We start from the raw sequence: 17800 nt of genomic DNA, 5'->3' as shown, positions 1-17800 counted from the left end.
GCGGTTGTTATGCGCTGGCTGCCAGGTTCCGGCGGCGGACCCAGAGGCCCAGGAGCAGGACCGCCGTCACCATCAGCGGCGCCGAGTAGAGGAGGATCCCGTTCTCGCCGGAGGGGTCGTAGACCTCGGGCCGGGGCCAGGCAAGGTTGACCACCATCACGGCGCCGTAGAGGACGGCGAGGATGTTGACGGGCAGCCCCCAGCGGCCGAGCGAGAAGAGGCCCGCGGGCATGGTCTGCCCCACCCGGTTCCAGTCGCCGCGGAGGCGGTTCACCAGCTGCGGCACGGTGACCAGGAGGTAGGCAAGGTAGACCATCACGATGCACACGCTGCACAAGGTGGTGAACAGGGCGGCGTTGCCAACGTTGATGGCCAGCACACCCACGGCCAGTGCGCCGATGACGATGGATGGCCACATGGGCGTGCCCCGGGTGGGGTGGACGGAGGAGAGCAGCGCGGAGGCGGGGAGTTTCCCGTCCCTTGCCATCGAGAACACGAGGCGGGAACCGGCGGTCTGGATCGCCAGGGTGCAGACGAAGATGGCGATGGCCACGTCCACCAGCAGGACCTTGCCCCAGAACGTGCCCAGCACGGCGGTGAGGACGTAGGGAAGACCTTCGGTGGCGAGCCGGCCGTCGTCGAGGCTGGGTGCAGCCATCAGGGCCGTGATGATCATCAGTGCGCCGCCGATGCCGGAGATCAGCAGCGCGGAGAGGATGGTGCGGGGTGCGGTGCGCCGCGGGTCCTTGGTCTCTTCGGACAGTTCGCCGGCGGAGTTGAAGCCCACCATGACGTAGGCGGCCATCAGACCGGAAACCAGGAAGGCTCCCACTGCGCCGAGCTCTGAGTTTTGCAGCACCGTGGTGTCCGCGACGACATCCGGACCGCGCTGGGCAGCGCTGATCAGGGCGAGGATCACGGCCACGACGCCGACGATCTCGCACGTGACACCGACGGAGTTCACGTGCGCCATGAGCTTGACGCCCAGCGAGTTGATGATGGTGGTGGCCACCAGGAGCACGGCCCCGAGGACCACCGCGTTGGCGGCACCGCTGACCGTGTTGAGGGCGGGATCGCCGCCCACAATCTGGAAGCCGTCCCAGAGCTGGGGCAGCACCACCTGCAGGGCGATGGCGGCGGCCGCGGCAGTGACCACTTGGGCGATGGCCATGAACCAGCCCGCGAACCAGCCGACACTTTCACCGCCCACGCGCCGAGCCCACTGGTACACGGCGCCGGACAAGGGGTAGCGGGCGGCCAGTTCGGCGAAGTTCAGGGCCACCAGGAGCTGGCCCACCAGGACAACCGGCCAGGTCCAAAAGAACGCAGGCCCAGCGAACGAGTAGCCGAACGCGAAAAGCTGGAAGATGGTGGTCAGGATCGAAACGAAGGAGAAGCCGGCGGCAAAGGAAGCGTAGCGGCCGAGCTTTCGGTGAAGGGTGGGCTCATAGCCAAGGGACGTCAGGTCCGCATCGTCCTGGTGGACGGTGGGGAGAACGGTTGATGTCATCGGAATCTCCGGGGCTGGAATGGCAGGGGGGATAAAACCTCCCGGCAGCGCAGCGCTCGGCCGAAGGCTGCTGATTACCGGTCAATTGATAGTTTTCCAGCGCCATGTCCCCAAACAGTTTCACCTCTGTAAAAGGCACATAGACATCTTGTTACGGGTTCATTTCCGTCCCCTCACATTGCCGTTCCGCGGTTTTCGGGCCGGACGGGAATGCAAGAATGATGCGGTGACTTCAGCCGGACCGGGACGCCCTCGCCACCAACAGCCCTCCCGCCCGGGGGCCACCGCCCGCGACGAAATCCTCGATGCGGCCGCCGAACTTTTCACCACCCACGGTTTCGCCAGCACCTCCACCCGATCCATCGCGGACGCCGTGGGAATCCGGCAGTCCTCGCTCTATCACCACTTCAAGACGAAGGACGACATCCTCGAGGACCTGCTGGAGGGAACCGTGAGCGGCGGATTGAAGTTCGCGCGGGCCGTCGCAGCCGACACCACAGGTGAAGCTGCCGCCGGAAGCCGGCTTCACGCCGTCGCGCTTTACGACGGCACCCAGCTCTGCAGCGCCCGCTGGAACCTCGGAATCCTCTACCACCTGCCCGAAGTCCGCACCGCACGCTTTGCCCGGTTCCTCGCGGACCGGCAGGAGCTGCGCGGCCTGTACGGGCAATTCGGCGCCAGCCTGTCCCCCTCGGGCGGCGACGGGCATCCGGAAGCCAGCGGCGGCGATTTCACGTTCCGCCTGGTCGAATCCTTGATCAGCCTCCGCGCGGATGGCATGGCCACCCCGGAATCTCCACTGGAGGCCGCGGATGCGGGACTGATCCTCTGCGGGCTGGCCGGAGAACTGCCCGCCATCAGGGCGGAAAGCGCCGCGCTCATCTCGCGCCTCGCCTAGATCCCCTCCGGATCCTTCAGCCGGCAGTGTCCATGGTGCCCGCGCTCAGGTTGCTCAGCTAGGCTCGGAACATGACGCGTGAGAACATCAGGACCCCCGACGGCGGCACTCTGGAGCTCTTCTCCACCGGCACGGATATGGCTTCCGCCGGCTCCGGCGTGGTGATTGTCCCGCCATCCATGGTGACGGCAGCGGATTACACCAAGTTCGCGCAAAAGCTGAGCGCCGCCCTGGGCCGGCCCGTCCACACGTTCAACCGCCGCGGCCGCGGATCGTCGTCCCCCCAGCCGGAGGACTACACGCTGGATGTGGATATCCGCGATTTGGACACGGTCATGAAACACACGTCCAGCACGGACGTGTTCGGCCATAGCTTCGGCGGCGCGGTGGCACTGCACGCGGCTCGGACGCTGCCGGTTGAGCGGCTGGCCGTGTACGATCCCGCGGTATCCGTGAACCACAGCGTAAAGGCGGAGTGGATCGCCGAATATGAGGCCGCGGCTGCCGCTGGCGATGACGACCGGGCCCTCGCCGTGATCCAGCGCGGGCTCGAGGAAGGTGGACCGTTCTCGTCCCGGATGCCGCTGTCCATGCTGACCCTCGCCAACAAGCTGACCGCCGGCACGTCAGAGGGCAAGCAGCAGAGGGAGCTGATGCGGACCGGCGTCCGGGAGATCAAGGCGATCATCGCCGCGGACATGCCGGCCGAGCCGTTCCTGGCGCTTCCGCTCGAAACGCTGATCGTGGTGGGCGAAAAGAGCCCGGCCTACTTCGGTGTGGCCTGCGGGCAGATCCACGACGTCCTCTCCGGCTCCAGCTACACCATCCTCCCCGGCTTCGGGCACGACGGCGCCATCAAGGCCCCGGACGTCCTGATCAAGGAACTCAGCGACTTCTACGCCGGCTGACCCCCATGTAAGTAGCACTAACTGTCGTTTTGAGGGCTCAAAACGACAGTTAGTGCTACCCAGTTGGGATCTAGTGCCTGCCGTGGCCCGCGCCGGCACCTTCGGTTTTGCGCATCATCGCGGAAAGGACGACGGCGGCGAAGGCGATGACTGTTGCCGTCATGAAGGCGGCGCTCATCCCGGCGACGAGTCCCGACGTCGCGGACACCACGGCGAAGATGGACACCAGCAGCGCCGTGCCGGCGGCACCGGCAACCTGCTGCGTGGTGCTCATGATCGCTGAACCGTGCGAGTACAGGTGCGGCGGCAGCGGGTTCAGGCCGGTGGTAAACGCCGGCGTGAATAGCAGCGCCAGGCCGAAACTCAGCCCCACGTGCAAGGTGACGATCCACCAGACTTCCGTGCCGGCGTCGAGCATTGAAAACTGCCAAAGGGTCACGACCATCAGGATGGATCCGGTGACGGTGAGGGGCAGCGGGCCAACCTTGTCGAAGAGCCGGCCGATGACCGGGCCCAGGAGGCCCATGGCCAGTCCGCCGGGGAGCAGTGCCAGCCCGGTTTCGAGGGAGCCAAGGCCGCGGACTTCCTGGAGGTAGAGAGGCAGCAGGATCACGCCGCCGAACAGGGCCATCATGGCCACCACCATCAGCAGGACCGAGACGGTGAACATGCGGAAGTTGAACGCGCGGAGGTCCAGCAGCGGGGCGCTGGCCTTCTGCAGCCTGAGCTGGCGGAGGACGAACACGGCGAGGCTGGCCACGCCGATGACCAGGGCAGCAATCGCGGTGGTGCCCGGACCCGCTTGGCCGCCGTGGCCGCCGCCGATCTGGCTCAGGCCGTAGACCAGGCCACCGAACGCGGGGACGGTGAGGAGTACGGACGCGAAGTCGAGTTTGGTCTTCTCCGCTTCGCCCACGTTGGTGAGGTACTTCGCGCCGATGGCCAGCGCCGCGAGGGCGACGGGCAGGACGAACACGAACATGAACCGCCAGGTGAAGTGCTCCAGGATCAGGCCTGAAACGGTGGGTCCCATGGCCGGGGCCACCGAGATGGCGATGCTGACGTTGCCCATCACGGCCCCGCGCTTGGCGATCGGGACCAGCGTGAGGATGGTGGTCATCAACAGCGGCAGCATGATGGCGGTGCCGCCCGCCTGGATGATGCGGGCCAGCAGCAGGATCTCGAATCCGGGAGCCACGGCGGCCAGTGCGGTGCCGCCGGCGAAGAGCCCCATGGCCAGCATGAAGACGGCACGGGTGGACAGGCTCTGGAGGATGAAGCCGGTGGTGGGAATGACCACTGCCATGGTCAGCATGAAGCCGGTGGAAAGCCACTGGACCGTGGGTGCGTCCACCTGGAGGTCCACCATGAGCCGCTGGAGGGCGACGTTCATGATGGTCTCGTTGAGGATCACCACAAACGTCGCCACCAACAGGGTGGTGATGATGGTGACGGACTCGCGGGACATCTTCTCCGGCGCGGCGGGCTTGATTCCTTCGGTGTTGACGGACTGGCCGTTGGCGGGCGGAGAGACTTCGGTAGACATGAGTGTTCCCTCAGGGAGAGTAATGAGTGTGGTGCGCGAACATGGCCGCTGCAGATGGCAACACTCTACCGGCTGGAGTAATTCCTCCGCGCGGGATCTTTTTTCAAACCCTGAGGGAACAACAGGTGTCAGGCGGTCTGGCCTGCGTGCTCGCCTTCGGAGATTTCCTCCACCAGCTTGCTGTTGAACGCGGGAAGATCGTCCGGGTTCCGGCTGGTGACCAGACCCTGGTCAACCACTACTTCCTGGTCCGTCCAGTTGGCGCCGGCGTTCCTGAGGTCCGTTTCGAGCGTGTGGTAGGACGTGACATTGCGGCCCCGCACCACGCCGGCGTCGATGAGCAGCCACGGTCCGTGGCAGATCGAGGCGACCGGTTTGTGCTGTTCGAAGAAGCTTCGCGTGAAGCCCTGCGCGTCTTTGTCCACGCGGAGGTGGTCCGCGTTGACGACGCCGCCGGGCAGGACCAGCGCGTCGTAGTCGGAGGCGTTGGCTTCTGCGACGGTGAGGTCGACGTCGAAGGTGTCGCCCTTTTCCGTGCCGTTGTAGCCCTGCAGCTTGCCGGCCTTGGGGGCCACGAGCGTGGGCACGCCGCCGGCTTCCTTTACCGCCTGCCAGGGGCTGGTCAGCTCAACCTGCTCCACGCCGTCCGTCAGCAGGAATGCGACCTTCTTGCCTGTGATGCTGTGTTCTGACATTTTTCCTCCTCGTGTGAAGCGGCGTGCAGCGCGTCTGCTTCAGGGCGCGGACTACCGCTTCGAGAGTTGTTTGCCTGACGGTTTCCAGCCTAGGAAAGGTGAAAGTAATAAGCAAGCTGACTATTGGAGTGCGGGCGGGCTTTAAGGGTTACGACGGCGGCAGGCTGGCTTGACGCGCCATCTCGCCCTGACTGGGCAACGTACCAAAGAATGTCGTACCCTCCCACGATGATTTAGATATGGGAAACAGCACAGTGATAGCAGCACCATTGGAGGGTGTTTTTGCCACTATGGCTGCCGTCAACGCGCTGTTCCTTGAAGAAGAAGGTATGAAGGCGGCCACCGTCGTTGACGGGAGCGCCGGGGTTGATGTGCTGGAACGGCAGTACGAGATCCGGCTGAAACGGATGGGCCTCATTTCCCGGCTGGAGGCGCAGGTCGCAGCGATCAAGGCCCGGGATGCCGCCGAGGCCCTCGAACTGCAGGAGGCCATGACCCCGCCCACTGCTTCCCTGCAGGACCGGGTTTTTGCTGAGATGTCCGTCGTGGAGGAGATCGCCGCTGTCCTGACCATCGGTTCGGGGGCCGCCGGGGCGTTCGTCCGCCAGTCCCGGCAGTTGTGCGCGCTGCCGCCGGCCATGAATGCGCTGGCTGCCGGGAACGTGTCCTGGCTGCACGCGCGGATCATCGCCGACGAGACCGCGGACCTGGACCCGGCCGCTGCCGCCGCGCTGGTGGCGCATTTCTTCGATTCGGATACGCCTCATCGGGCGCGCGGGGCCGCGCCCGGGGAACTGGTGCCGTCGCGGTTCCGGCACAAGGTGCGCACCTGGCGGGAGCGGCACCACCCCGAATCCCTCGAGAAGCGGCACGCCAAGAGCGTCGCCGACCGGCGGGTGGAGCACTGCCCGGACCGCAACGGGATGGCATGGATCTCCGCGTACCTGCCCGCCGACTCCGCGTCAGCGATCTGGAACAGCACCACCGCCATGGCACGCGGCCTCCAGGGACCCCACGAAACCCGCACCCTGCCCCAACGACGCGCCGACGTCCTGGCCCACCGCCTCCTCACACGCACCACCTTGGCTGGCGCGGACACAGCAGGCAGCGGCCAACCCCACACCCGCAGCCAGGACCAGGCTGGCATTGATGAACAGCTCCCCGAGGCCTTCATCGGGCTCGCCACGCTCGTCGGTTCGGAGGAAACAACCGCGGACCTGGGCATCCCAGACACCGGCCACTACCCAACCAACGGGCACATCTTCGCGAGCGGCAATCCAGACACCACAGCACCCGCTGGCCCCCTCGCCGGAAAAGTACCGGCCCCTCGGACGGACGTGCTGATCACCGTCCCGGTGTTCGCCCTACTCGGCCTCACCGATGAACCGGCCATGCTCGATGGCCACGGGCCCATCCCGGCCTCGATGGCACGGGAACTGGTCGCGGACGGGGCAACCTCCTTCTTCCGGGTCCTGGTGGACCCGCGGGACGGAACGCCTCTGGAGATCGGCCGCACCAGCTACCGGCTCACGAAAGCCATGAAACAGGCACTCCGCCTCAGAGATGGCAGATGCACCTTCCCCGGCTGCAACAACCACACCCTGGACAACGAAGCAGACCACCTCACAGCATGGCAGCACGGCGGAACCACCGGAATCAGCAACCTGGCACAGCTCTGCCCCAAGCACCACCGGCTCAAGCACAACAGCGCCTGGACCCCCACACCGGCCACCAAAAACGAGCCGCCCGGCTGGACCTCACCCACCGGCCGCAAATATCAAAGCGAACAACCTGACTGGGAACCACCCATCAGGCCCGACAAGCTGCAGGATCAGTCGCGGAGTGCCCTGCGGCATCCCCAAGAAGCAGGCGAGCCGGACCCCTCAACCGCCGACGGGTGGCCACCACAGGAATGGCTGGATTCGGCCCCGCCCTACTTCGAGCCACCCTGCGAAGAACCCGCAGGCGAAAACCTCATCGACCTTGACGACATCCCGCCCGACTCCCCCATATGGGATGAGCCCGTGTGGAACGACTTTTATGCCATGCCGTTCGTCCTCCCGCAGGACCCGGACAAGGACTGGGCACTGAGCGGGTGGGCCCTGCTCCAGACCTGACCACGCCCGAGGACACTCAACGACGGCTGAGGACATGTCCAGCGCGGGAGGACGTGGACAGTGAGTCAGGAACTACGGCCGGTGGTGCTCGATCAGCCAGCCAGCCATCTGCTGCGCACGCCTGTTGGCCTGCATGTCGCCTTCAGTAGCGGAGATGATGGACCCCTTCATGAGGATGTGCCATGAACGGGCGAACTCCTCGGGGCGCACCAGTCCTGCTTCTTCCGCCAGGACCTGCACATGTCCCCTGATTTTGGCCAGGTAATCAATGCTCGCCTGCCCCAGCGGGTGGGCGGGCCCCATCTCCAGCAGGATGTTGATGAAGGAACAGGCTTCGAAGTCCTCCCGGAGGAACCAATCACCAAAGACGTCGAAGATGGCCAGCAACTGTTCAGCAGGGGTGTTTCCGCGGCGCCGGGCCTCCGAAACAATCGCATTGACGGTCCACTGCTTGTCACGCTGCTCAAGGAATGCCAGAACCAATGAGTCCTTCGAGGGGAAGTGCCGGTAAAAGGTTGCCTTGGCCACTCCGGACCGTTCGATCAGTTCGTTGACGCCGACGTCGCGAACACCGCGCCGCGAAAAAAGCTCGTATGCGACCGCCATGATGCGTTCCGCAGAACCGGCAGGAGTCATTGCCGCCACCGCCGGAGGAGACACGGAGGACGCTGAAAACTCTGACTCAGGATTCATCGCACTTTCAGTCTATCGCGGGGAAGACAGACCGGTCTTTCCCGCTGTAATGTTTTTCCTATGCGCAGTGCTTAGGACACCGTGGAGGCCATAAACCGGCCGCTTCGGATTGGTGCAAGGAGGCCCCGATGTCAGCAGAGCGGTTGTTCCAAAGCGTACCTTCGGACCCCGACCCCTGGATGGCCGGTGATACGCCTGCCGAAATCCGCGAGTTCGCCATCCAGTCCCTCCGCTGGCAAGCCCAGGAAATCATCGACGAAATCCTCCGCAGCAACGAACCCGCCGAAGAGCTCTCCCGTGCGAGGCTCCGCCGCTGCGTCGCCAAAAACCCGGGCCGGCCCGAACGGGCGCTCCTGGAACAGCTGATGACCAACCGGGACGTCCCGGGACTATAACAAAGGCCGGTCATGAACTCAGCGGCGCGTTGTCGATCAGCCGCACCGGCCCCACCTTGGCGGCGATAAGCGCCAGCCCCTCGCCCCGGAACGGCGTTTCGCGGCAGTTTTCGGCCAGCGGCTCGAGCGTGGCCGGATCCACCACGTCGAAGTAGTCCAGCGCCACCAGGGGCTGGGACTCCACCAAACGGACGGCTGACTCAAGATCCAGCGGCTCCCGTGCGGCAGCCCGCTCCCCAAGCAGCCGGAGGGCCCGGGACAGCACCAGCGCGGCCTCCCGCTCTTCGTCCGACAGGAAGCGGTTGCGGCTGGACAGGGCCAGGCCCTCCGCTGAACGGACCGTGGCAATCCCCACGATCTCCACCGGAAAATTCAGGTCCGCCACCATGCGCCGCACCAGCGCCAGCTGCTGGGCATCCTTCTGGCCAAAGTACGCACGGTAGGCGGGAAGGCCTGAACCATCCGAATCACCCCCGGCCAGCCCCGCGGCGGGCATGCCGTAATGCAGCAGTTTGGCCACCACCGTCAGGGCACCGTCAAAGTGCCCGGGACGGGAAGCGCCCTCCCACTTCTCCCCCAGCCGGCCGGACGTTACGCGCACCAGCGGCTCACCCCCTGGGTACACCTCCTCCACCGACGGCGCGAACGCAAGGTCCACGCCCTCGGCTTCCAGCAGCGCCAGGTCTGCCTCCAGCGTGCGCGGGTACCGGTCGAGGTCCACGGCGTCGCCGAACTGCAGGGGGTTGACGAAGATGCTGGCCACCACCACGTCGTTCTGTTCGACGGCGGTGCGCGCCAATGCGGCATGGCCTTCGTGGAGTGCACCCATGGTGGGCACCAGGCCCTGGGAAGCACCCTGCCTGGAAGTCAGCAGGCGTGCGCTTTCGGCGTGCAGATCGGCAACCGTCGTGACGAGTTTGATGGGCATGGTCAGTCCTCCCTCGGTTCGAGGGCCTTGCGCAGCCCCTCCAGCTGGTCAGCTTTCAGCAGGCCGCGCCCTTCGGCGCGCAGGGCTGTGGCGCGTGCCATCGCGAGGTAGGCCGCCAACACGTCACCTTGCCCGCCGCCGTCGAACTCCCGCAACGCCTCCGCATGCGCCTGCACTGTTCCCACATCGCCGCGCGCCACAGGGCCAGTGAGGGCGGATTCCCCGGAGGCCAGAGCGTTCTCCAAGGTTGCGCGCAGCAGCGGACCCAGCATGCGCCCGGGCAGGTCAACGCCCACCTCAGCCAACAGTTGCGAGGCTTGCGCCACCAGGGTGACCAGGTGGTTGGACCCGTGCGCCAGGGCCGCGTGGTACAGCGTCCTATCCGCTTCGGCGATGGCCACGGGCTCCGCGCCCATCTCCACCACCAGCGCCTGCGCGATGGGAAGCATGGCGGCGTCGGCCGTGACACCGAAGGTGCAATCCAGCAGGCGCGTCAGGTCAAGGCTCATCCCGGTGAACGTCATGGCCGGGTGCAGCGCCAACGGGACAGCGCCTGCAGCCCGCACCGGATGCAGGACACCCACCCCGAACCTGCCCGAGGTGTGGGCCACCAGCTGGCCTGGCTGCCAGGCGCCGAGCTTGGCCAGACCCTCCACCAGGTCCGGCAGGGCGTCGTCCGGCACCGCGAGCAGCACCAGTTCCGCCCGCTCCACAATGTCCTGCACCTCAAGGATGGGGACGCCGGGGAGCAGCGTTTCGGCCCGTTCACGGCTCGCGTCGGACACCGCTGAGACACCGACGACGGCGTGTTCCGCCGCGCGCAGGGCGGCGCCGAGGACCGCGCCCACTTTCCCGGCGCCAATGATTCCGACGCCGAGGCGTCCGGGTTTAGCCATGCTGCGGGCCTTCCTGGGTTGGGGCTTGCGGCGCCCGGGTTTCGACAGGCTCAACCACCGGGACCGCCACCTGCCGCAGCCACTGTTCCGTTGTTTGCCGTTTCCTGGCCAGCCGGGCGCGTGCCGACTGTTCGTTGAAGAGGGCCCGCGCCTCGTCCACGCCGGCCTGGGTCAGCCGCGGCGCGACAGGGCCGGCGGTGGTGTGAAGCACCAGGTCGGCAACCCTGAACCGCCGTGCCAGCGGCCCTTGGTGCAGTGCCATGGATTGGGTTCGCTGGTGCGGAACCACCACGAGCTCCCGCCACCAGCGGCCGGAGCGGATGAGCAGGGCGGTGTCCGTCGCGGCAAACCCGTTCCGGCGCCATCCCAGCGGGGCAAGTATCCGGGCCCGGCGCGGCGTGGTGACGAATCCGCCGTCGGAATCCAGGCCGGTGAGCCCGGCACCAAAAACGTTGGCAGGCTGGGCAGTGCCTGGATCCGGCAGCACCAGGGCGAGCATGTTCATGGCGTCCTCGAGCTTGCCGACGGGCAGCAGGGTGGTGCGGGAGGTGCCCTCTCCGGCGTTTTCCACCAGGCCGTAACCGGCGACGTTGACCTGCATCCTGTACCAGCCGAACGGACGCCACAGGGGCGGCTGGGCAATCTTGAGTGCCTGGATCCGGCCGGGCGGCAGCGTCTGCGCCTGCGTGTCCAGCAGCCCGTACCGCAGCCTGATGCCGTCCGGCGAAATGGCTGCCGTGAAGTTGTAGCCCTTGTTGAAGAGGGTCCAGTAGCTGGCCGCGAGGCCCAGCGCGGCCGGAATCAGGTAAAAGTAGAAGCTCTGGTTGTCCGTGACGGCGGAAAGAACCACGGAGGCCACACCGCCCACCGCCACGAAAAAGCTTTGTTCGCTCAGCAGCAGCGAACCGACAAGGCGCGACGGCGGCACCGACAGGACCGGGTATTCCGGCGCCTCGGGCGCGGCCTCGCCAGGGCCCTCGACGCCGGTGCTCACCCCGGCGGCCCGGGCCAGGATGGTGGCGCGGAGCTGCCGGGCGTCGTCCATCTTCAGGTAGGCCAGCCGCACGGCCGACTCCCCGGCGTCAGCAACCTCGAACTTGAGTTCGGCCAGGCCGAAGATGCGCGCGAGCAGGGGCTGGACGATGTCGATGGCCTGGACCCGGTCCAGCCGCGCCTGCCGTTGCTGGCGGAAGAGGAAGCCGGTGTTGACCCGGACGTAGCCGCCGGACACCTGGTACTTGGTGAAGTACCAGGTCAGGACGAAGCCCAGGACGGCGATCAGCAGCATGGCCGCACCGCCCGCCAGCAGCCACGGCGCCCGGCCTGCCAGCTCGTCCGTGAACACCGGCCGCCCCTGCAGCATCCGCTCGAAAATATCGCGGCCAAAGAAAAAGCCGATGGCGGCCAGCGCTACCCAGCCGCGGACAAAAGGCGACGCCGGGTGCACACGCAGCCACCCGTCGTCGGGCCCGGCACCGTCTGCGGCAGCCGATCCGGCGGGCAGCGGCGAACTGCCCGGCGCCCCCGTACCGGGGACCTGCCCGTCAGCGGTCACAGTCCTGCCAGCCTGGCTTCGCCGCGCGCCGCCAGCTGTTCGCGGAGCCGCGCGCCTTCGGCGGCGGGCAGGCCCGGGATCTTGGCATTGGTGCCCGGCGCGGCAGTGTGCAGCTTGAGCGTGCACAAACCCAGCCCCCGTTCCACCGGGCCCACACCGATGTCCACGTACTGCATCCTGCCGTAGGGAACGGCCATGGTGCGCTGGAAGAAGATCCCGGTCCTGACCAGGAGGTCGTCGTCGCGCTCGGCATAGCCGATGGCCCGGACCTGGCGCGGGATCAGCACGAGGCGCCAGAGAGCCAGCACCAGCATCCCCGCCGGAAGGGCGACGGCCAGCCACAGCGGCGGCCAGCGCCATACGCCAAGGAGGACAAAGAGCAATGGCAGGGAGAGCAGCAGTACCGCGACGAGGTTGCCCACGGCCCACTCCACCAGCCGGACGGTGATGTACTTGGGCGAGACGCGCTGCCAGGCGATGCCCGGCGGATCAATCGCCTCGGTATGCATATTCGCCTTCCCCCGCGGCTTCGCCACGGACCTGGCGCCCGGGCTTGCCGTCAACACCCTTGGTGTCGCCGTCCTCCGGGGGAATCTTGCAGAAGCGCTCCACCAGGAGGCCAACCACGATCATCACCAGTCCCCCGCCGGCCATGGCCAGGGCCAGCCAGGTGATGCCCTGGTCGCTGCGCAGGCTCCAGATCCGCAGCTGGTCCAGGAAGATGCCCACGTGCCAGCCCAGCAGCACGGTTCCGGCGTAGGCGCACGCCTGGGCCAGGACCAGGGTGCGGGCCGCCAGCAGCGGATCGAGCACCGTCTTCTTTTTGGCGTTCGCGTTCGTGATGCTGTTGCGCCACCTCAGGACCCGGATGCCCAGGATCAGGGTGATGGCGACGATCACGCCCATCGTGGCCAGCGCCGTAGCGGGCAGCACGGGAGTGGCCATGCTGTACCGGCTGGTCACCACGGTGGCCGCCCAGCCCGCGACTGCCAAAATGATGCCGATCAGCATGAGGCGCAGCGGGTTGATGGGCTTCATCGTTCTTCCACCGCCCCGGCAGTGGGCATGCCGTCGAAGTCGCCGAAGCCATCGAACGGAGCAAGATCGCCGTAGTCCGCCGCCCGGGCGGCCAGCGCGCTGATGCGTTCACCGTTCAGGGTTGCCGCGGGTTCGATCAGCGACCACGGGTACAGCACAAAGGCGCGTTCGGCGGCGCGCGGATGAGGCAGGGTCAGCACGGGGTCGTCGCTGCGGAGGTCGCCGTAGGTGATGACGTCGACGTCGAGCGTCCGCGGCCCCCAGTGCACCTCGCGGACACGGTGGTGCTTGTTCTCCACCGCCTGGCAATGTGCCAGCAGTTCCAGCGGAGCCAGGCTGGTTTCCACGGTGATGACCATGTTCAGGAAGTCGGGCTGGCCTGCCGGGCCGCCCACCGCCTTGGTCTGGACCACCGGGGACACCGCCAGGAGGCGCACCTCCGGCGGGTCGACAAGATCTGCGACCGCCTCGGAGAGGGTGTCGTTCCGTTCCCCCAGGTTGCTGCCAAGAGCCAGCACTACCTTGGCATAACCGGCATTCACGGTGTCCCCCCATTGAAGGTTGACTCCTGGCGGACGGAATTCCCGCTGACCGGATTCCCGCGGTGGACGGTGACGGCCACGTCGCCGAAGGGAACCTCGATGGGCGCCTGCGGTTTGTGCACGGTGATCTCCACGGCGTGGAGCCGGAATTCGGCCAGCAGGCTGTCCGCGATCCGGACGGCCAGGGCTTCGATCAGGTTCAGCGGCTCGCCAGAGACCCATTCGGTAATACGCTGGGCCACCTCGCCGTAGTGCGCGGTGTCGCGGACGTCATCGGACTCCGCCGCCGCGGCGAAATCCAGGTAAAGCACTGCGTCCACAACAAAAGGCTGGCCCTCGCGGCGTTCAAAATCAAACACTCCGTGATGGCCGACGGCGGTCACACCGGTCAGCGTAATTTTGTCCATGGGTCCCCCGGCCCTACTGAGTTTTGGGTACTGCGGCCATGCGGGCGGCAACCTTGACGGCGTCCAGGCTGGACCCGACGTCGTGCACGCGGACCGCCCAGGCGCCGCGGTAGGCGCTGATGGCGGTGATCGCGGCGGTGGCGCCGTCGCGCTCCTCCGGGGACGCGGACTTGCCGGCCACGGTGAGCAGGGTTCCAAGGAACCGCTTGCGGGACGCACCCACCAGGACCTTATGTCCCAGGCTGTGCAGCTGGTCCAGGTTCTGCAGGAGTTCCCAGTTCTGGGCATCGTTCTTCGCGAAGCCCAGGCCCGGATCGATGATGATCTGGTCGTGGCTGACGCCGGCGGCATAGAGCTTGTCCCGCACGCCGGCGAGTTCAGCCACTACGTCCCCTGCCACGTCCGTGTACTCGGCAAGGGAATTCATGGTGCGGGCGTCGCCGCGGCGGTGGGTCAGGATGTACGGAACCTTGGACGCAGCCACAAGCTCTGCCATTTCCGGTTCGATGCTGAGGCCGGAGATGTCGTTGATGATGGCGGCCCCGGCTTCCACAGCGGCCGCGGCGGTGGCGGCATGGGTGGTGTCGATGCTGACCAGCGCACCGGCCTTGACCAGCGCCTCAATAACGGGGATGACGCGGCGCTGTTCTTCTTCGGGGCTGACGTCTTCGGCGCCGGGCCGGGTGGACTCTCCCCCGACGTCGATGATGTCCGCACCGGCGTAGAACATGCGCAGGCCGGCGGCGATGGCGGTGTCGGACGTGGCGTGCTTGCCGCCGTCGCTGAAGGAATCAGGGGTGACGTTCAGGATTCCCATGACCAGGGTGCGGTCGGTGGGCAGGTCTTCGAAACGGGCGGCCGGCCGCGGTTTGCGCAGGATGGGCAGCGGCGAAGTTGCGGGCCCGGTTCCCGGGGCTGCAGCGAGTGAGTCCATGGTCTGTTTGTTACCTTCCGAGGATGAGGCTCATGGCTTCGGCGCGGGTGGCCGGGTCATGAAGCTGCCCGCGGACCGCACTGGTGACGGTCTTCGCTCCGGGCTTGCGGATACCGCGCATTGACATGCACATGTGTTCGCATTCAACAACGACGATGGCGCCCCGCGGCTTGAGGTAGCGGACCAGCGCCTCAACGATCTCAGTGGTGAGCCGCTCCTGCACCTGCGGGCGGCGGGCATAGATGTCCACAAGCCGGGCCAGCTTGCTCAGTCCGGTGACCTTGCCCTCATGCGAGGGGATGTAGCCGACGTGGGCCATGCCGTGGAACGGCACCAGGTGGTGCTCGCACGTGGAGTAGAAGGGGATGTCCTTGACCAGGACCAGTTCCTCATGGTCAAGGTCGAACGTGGTGGACAGGACATCCGCGGGGTCATGGTGCAGCCCGGCAAAAACCTCGGCGTAGGCTTTGGCCACCCGTTTGGGGGTGTCCACCAGGCCGCCGCGGTCCGGGTCTTCACCGATGGCGAGAAGGATCTCCCGGACGGCCGCCTCGATCCGGGGCCGGTCCACTTTCTGGTGCTTGGAGTGGGAGGATCCGTCCTCCGCCGGGTATCCGGCGGAGGCGGGAACGTCGTCGTCGTCGAAGTGAGTCACAGAGAAAGCTTAGCCGCGAAGGGTGTCCGGCCCCGATTCGGGGACGCCGCCCTGAAACGGTGCGTCTTCCGTAACGCCCTGCGGATGCGGAGGGTTGGCGTCCAGCGGCTCGTCCAAACGGGCCTGCTTGGCTTCTTCCTGGGCCTCGCGCTCGGCCCTCTCCTGGCGGCTTTCCACGGGGCCGGCCATCTGGACGGGGCGGGTCTCCTTGGACAGCCATACCTCGCGGAAGTCGCGCTTGCGGATGTCGCGGAAGATGTCGGCGATCTCGGCCTGGTTCAGGGTTTCGCGTTCCAGGAGTTCGAGCGCCAGCCGGTCCAGGACCTCGCGGTTCTCGGTGAGGATGGCGTAAGCCTCGTCATGGGCCTGGTCGATGAGGCGGCGCACTTCCTCGTCCACCACGTAGGCGATCTGGTCGGAGTAGTTGCGTTCGTGGCCCGCATCGCGGCCAAGGAACGGCTCGCCGCCGCCCTGGCCGAGCCGGACAGCGCCCACCCGCTCGCTCATGCCGTACTCGGTGACCATCTTGCGGGCGGTTCCGGTGGCCTTTTCGATGTCGTTGGAAGCGCCGGTGGACGGATCGTGGAACACGATTTCTTCGGCCACGCGGCCGCCCATGGCGTAGGCCATTTGGTCCAGGAGTTCGTTGCGGGTCACGGAGTACTTGTCGTTGTCCGGAACCACCATGGTGTAGCCCAGGGCACGGCCGCGGGGAAGGATGGTGATCTTGGTGACGGGCGCGGAGTTGCGCAGGGCTGCCGCCACGAGCGCGTGTCCGCCTTCGTGGTAGGCGGTGATCTTGCGCTCGTGTTCCTTCATGACGCGGCTGCGCTTCTGCGGGCCGGCCATCACGCGGTCGATGGCCTCGTCCAGGGCGCGGTCGTCAATGAGGTTGGCGTTGGAGCGGGCCGTGAGCAGCGCGGCCTCGTTGAGGACGTTGGCAAGGTCGGCGCCGGTGTATCCGGGCGTCTTCTTGGCCACGGCCTTCAGGTCCACGCCGGGCGCCATCGGCTTGCCCTTGGAGTGCACCTGCAGGATCTGGTCGCGGCCGATCAGGTCCGGCGCTTCCACGCCGATCTGGCGGTCGAAGCGGCCCGGGCGCAGCAGTGCGGGGTCCAGCACGTCGGGGCGGTTGGTGGCGGCGATGAGGATGACGTTGGTCTTGACGTCGAAGCCGTCCATTTCAACCAGCAGCTGGTTGAGGGTCTGTTCGCGTTCGTCGTTGCCGCCGCCGATGCCGGCGCCGCGGTGGCGGCCGACGGCGTCGATCTCGTCCACGAAGATGATGGCCGGGGAGTTCGCCTTGGCCTGCTCAAAGAGGTCACGGACACGGGAGGCACCCACACCGACGAACATTTCCACGAAGTCGGAACCGGAGATGGAGAAGAAGGGAACGCCGGCCTCACCCGCGACAGCGCGGGCCAGGAGGGTCTTACCGGTGCCTGGCGGGCCGTAGAGCAGCACGCCCTTGGGGATCTTGGCGCCAACGGCCTGGAACTTGGCCGGTTCCTGCAGGAATTCCTTGATTTCCTGGAGTTCCTCCACTGCTTCGTCAGAACCGGCGACGTCGGCGAAGGTCACCTGCGGCATGTCTTTGCTGACCATCTTGGCCTTGGACTTGCCGAACTGCATGATCTTGGAGCCGCCGCCCTGCATCCGGGTCATCAGGAACCAGAACAGCGCGCCGAGCAGGATGACGGGAATCAGGAGGGAGAGGAGGCCGGAGAACCAGTTGCTCTCGATGGGCTGGTCCGTGTAGCCGCCGCTGAGGTCAGAGGCGGTGACAGCCCTGACGATGTCCTCGGCGCGGGCGTCCACAAAGTAGAACTGGACGCTCTTGCCCTTGTCCTGCCCTTCCAGGTTCAGGTTTTCCTTCAGCGTCAGGTCAACACGGTTTTCACCATCGAAGATCTTCGCCTGCTCCACCTGGTTGCCCGAGAGCAGTTCGAGGCCCTTATCGGTGTCAATCCGTGCCGCACCGCCGGGAGCCAGCGTTGCAAAAGCCACAAGGAGCAGACCGACCACAACGACGATCCAGATGCCCGGGCCCTTGAAAAAGTTCTTAGCTTTCATCTGTTCGGGG

General features: G+C 66.5%; 18 protein-coding genes. 4 read left to right on the top strand and 14 right to left on the bottom strand.

Annotated features, from left to right (window positions below; all coding sequences use genetic code 11):
- Positions 1 to 7: 7 nt before the first annotated feature.
- Entirely contained in the window at positions 8 to 1510 is a 1503-nt protein-coding gene (locus AC5RWA_RS04860; RefSeq protein WP_115525452.1) for an amino acid permease, read from the bottom strand.
- Between the two features lie 226 nt (positions 1511 to 1736).
- Between AC5RWA_RS04860 and AC5RWA_RS04855 the strand changes: the two genes are divergently transcribed.
- Entirely contained in the window at positions 1737 to 2408 is a 672-nt protein-coding gene (locus tag AC5RWA_RS04855; protein WP_115525453.1) for a TetR/AcrR family transcriptional regulator, read from the top strand.
- A 71-nt stretch (positions 2409 to 2479) separates the two neighbouring features.
- Entirely contained in the window at positions 2480 to 3316 is an 837-nt protein-coding gene (locus AC5RWA_RS04850; RefSeq protein ID WP_079596857.1) for an alpha/beta fold hydrolase, read from the top strand.
- Positions 3317 to 3386: 70 nt separating this feature from the next.
- Here the strand turns inward: AC5RWA_RS04850 and AC5RWA_RS04845 are convergent, their stop codons facing one another.
- Positions 3387 to 4862 carry a DHA2 family efflux MFS transporter permease subunit gene (locus tag AC5RWA_RS04845; RefSeq protein WP_494056760.1) on the bottom strand — a complete coding sequence of 492 codons (1476 nt, stop codon included), beginning with the start codon at positions 4860 to 4862 and terminating at the stop codon, positions 3387 to 3389.
- Positions 4863 to 4990: 128 nt separating this feature from the next.
- Positions 4991 to 5557, bottom strand: coding sequence for a type 1 glutamine amidotransferase domain-containing protein (locus tag AC5RWA_RS04840; protein ID WP_275725840.1), 567 nt, complete (start codon positions 5555 to 5557; stop codon positions 4991 to 4993).
- A gap of 239 nt (positions 5558 to 5796) precedes the next feature.
- On the opposite strand from AC5RWA_RS04840, the gene AC5RWA_RS04835 reads away from it, so the two are divergent.
- Positions 5797 to 7674, top strand: coding sequence for an HNH endonuclease signature motif containing protein (locus AC5RWA_RS04835; protein WP_494056759.1), 1878 nt, complete (start codon positions 5797 to 5799; stop codon positions 7672 to 7674).
- Between the two features lie 72 nt (positions 7675 to 7746).
- Here the strand turns inward: AC5RWA_RS04835 and AC5RWA_RS04830 are convergent, their stop codons facing one another.
- The gene (locus tag AC5RWA_RS04830) at positions 7747 to 8367 is read right to left on the bottom strand and encodes a TetR/AcrR family transcriptional regulator (RefSeq protein ID WP_494056758.1); all 621 of its coding nucleotides are present in this window, start codon (positions 8365 to 8367) and stop codon (positions 7747 to 7749) included.
- Positions 8368 to 8495: 128 nt separating this feature from the next.
- Between AC5RWA_RS04830 and AC5RWA_RS04825 the strand changes: the two genes are divergently transcribed.
- A complete protein-coding gene (locus tag AC5RWA_RS04825; RefSeq protein WP_079596862.1) occupies positions 8496 to 8762 on the top strand; it encodes a hypothetical protein in 267 nt (88 codons plus the stop codon).
- Between the two features lie 10 nt (positions 8763 to 8772).
- Here the strand turns inward: AC5RWA_RS04825 and panC are convergent, their stop codons facing one another.
- Genes panC through ftsH form a run of 10 tightly spaced genes read right to left on the bottom strand, consistent with a single transcriptional unit; the run spans position 8773 to position 17790 of the window.
- Entirely contained in the window at positions 8773 to 9690 is a 918-nt protein-coding gene (panC, locus tag AC5RWA_RS04820; RefSeq protein WP_115524704.1) for a pantoate--beta-alanine ligase, read from the bottom strand.
- Between the two features lie 2 nt (positions 9691 to 9692).
- Positions 9693 to 10586 (bottom strand): Rossmann-like and DUF2520 domain-containing protein, encoded by an 894-nt coding sequence (locus AC5RWA_RS04815; protein WP_079596864.1) that lies wholly within the window; start codon positions 10584 to 10586, stop codon positions 9693 to 9695.
- Positions 10579 to 12141, bottom strand: coding sequence for a PH domain-containing protein (locus AC5RWA_RS04810; protein WP_395928720.1), 1563 nt, complete (start codon positions 12139 to 12141; stop codon positions 10579 to 10581). Before AC5RWA_RS04810 ends, AC5RWA_RS04815 begins: the two co-directional genes overlap by 8 nt.
- Complete coding sequence (locus AC5RWA_RS04805; protein WP_115524705.1) at positions 12138 to 12650, bottom strand: PH domain-containing protein; 513 nt, start codon at positions 12648 to 12650, stop codon at positions 12138 to 12140. The genes AC5RWA_RS04810 and AC5RWA_RS04805 overlap by 4 nt, the downstream gene beginning before the upstream one ends.
- Positions 12631 to 13179 (bottom strand): DUF3180 domain-containing protein, encoded by a 549-nt coding sequence (locus AC5RWA_RS04800; RefSeq protein WP_079596867.1) that lies wholly within the window; start codon positions 13177 to 13179, stop codon positions 12631 to 12633. The genes AC5RWA_RS04805 and AC5RWA_RS04800 overlap by 20 nt, the downstream gene beginning before the upstream one ends.
- Positions 13176 to 13721, bottom strand: a complete 546-nt coding sequence (gene folK, locus AC5RWA_RS04795) for a 2-amino-4-hydroxy-6-hydroxymethyldihydropteridine diphosphokinase (RefSeq protein WP_476244615.1) — start codon at positions 13719 to 13721, stop codon at positions 13176 to 13178. The genes AC5RWA_RS04800 and folK overlap by 4 nt, the downstream gene beginning before the upstream one ends.
- The gene (folB, locus tag AC5RWA_RS04790) at positions 13718 to 14128 is read right to left on the bottom strand and encodes a dihydroneopterin aldolase (protein ID WP_494056757.1); all 411 of its coding nucleotides are present in this window, start codon (positions 14126 to 14128) and stop codon (positions 13718 to 13720) included. The genes folK and folB overlap by 4 nt, the downstream gene beginning before the upstream one ends.
- A 13-nt stretch (positions 14129 to 14141) precedes the next feature.
- On the bottom strand, positions 14142 to 15062 hold the full coding sequence (gene folP / locus AC5RWA_RS04785; RefSeq protein ID WP_494056756.1) for a dihydropteroate synthase: 921 nt from the start codon (positions 15060 to 15062) through the stop codon (positions 14142 to 14144).
- Positions 15063 to 15072: 10 nt separating this feature from the next.
- Positions 15073 to 15717, bottom strand: a complete 645-nt coding sequence (gene folE, locus AC5RWA_RS04780; RefSeq protein WP_079596871.1) for a GTP cyclohydrolase I FolE — start codon at positions 15715 to 15717, stop codon at positions 15073 to 15075.
- Between the two features lie 9 nt (positions 15718 to 15726).
- The gene (gene ftsH / locus AC5RWA_RS04775; protein WP_079596872.1) at positions 15727 to 17790 is read right to left on the bottom strand and encodes an ATP-dependent zinc metalloprotease FtsH; all 2064 of its coding nucleotides are present in this window, start codon (positions 17788 to 17790) and stop codon (positions 15727 to 15729) included.
- Positions 17791 to 17800 lie beyond the last annotated feature (10 nt).

The organism is Arthrobacter sp. 210 2 (assembly GCF_059093025.1).
Note: the sequence above shows the minus strand (reverse complement) of the source record. Positions and strands in the feature narration are given on the sequence as shown.

Coding starts and splice junctions, on each gene's coding strand:
- AC5RWA_RS04860 (WP_115525452.1), bottom strand. CDS start 1,510: ATGACATCAACCGTTCTCCCCACCGTCCACCAGGACGATGCGGACCTG.
- AC5RWA_RS04850 (WP_079596857.1), top strand. CDS start 2,480: ATGACGCGTGAGAACATCAGGACCCCCGACGGCGGCACTCTGGAGCTC.
- AC5RWA_RS04845 (WP_494056760.1), bottom strand. CDS start 4,862: ATGTCTACCGAAGTCTCTCCGCCCGCCAACGGCCAGTCCGTCAACACC.
- AC5RWA_RS04840 (WP_275725840.1), bottom strand. CDS start 5,557: ATGTCAGAACACAGCATCACAGGCAAGAAGGTCGCATTCCTGCTGACG.
- AC5RWA_RS04835 (WP_494056759.1), top strand. CDS start 5,797: ATGGGAAACAGCACAGTGATAGCAGCACCATTGGAGGGTGTTTTTGCC.
- AC5RWA_RS04830 (WP_494056758.1), bottom strand. CDS start 8,367: ATGAATCCTGAGTCAGAGTTTTCAGCGTCCTCCGTGTCTCCTCCGGCG.
- AC5RWA_RS04825 (WP_079596862.1), top strand. CDS start 8,496: ATGTCAGCAGAGCGGTTGTTCCAAAGCGTACCTTCGGACCCCGACCCC.
- panC (WP_115524704.1), bottom strand. CDS start 9,690: ATGCCCATCAAACTCGTCACGACGGTTGCCGATCTGCACGCCGAAAGC.
- AC5RWA_RS04815 (WP_079596864.1), bottom strand. CDS start 10,586: ATGGCTAAACCCGGACGCCTCGGCGTCGGAATCATTGGCGCCGGGAAA.
- AC5RWA_RS04805 (WP_115524705.1), bottom strand. CDS start 12,650: ATGCATACCGAGGCGATTGATCCGCCGGGCATCGCCTGGCAGCGCGTC.
- AC5RWA_RS04800 (WP_079596867.1), bottom strand. CDS start 13,179: ATGAAGCCCATCAACCCGCTGCGCCTCATGCTGATCGGCATCATTTTG.
- folB (WP_494056757.1), bottom strand. CDS start 14,128: ATGGACAAAATTACGCTGACCGGTGTGACCGCCGTCGGCCATCACGGA.
- folP (WP_494056756.1), bottom strand. CDS start 15,062: ATGGACTCACTCGCTGCAGCCCCGGGAACCGGGCCCGCAACTTCGCCG.
- ftsH (WP_079596872.1), bottom strand. CDS start 17,790: ATGAAAGCTAAGAACTTTTTCAAGGGCCCGGGCATCTGGATCGTCGTT.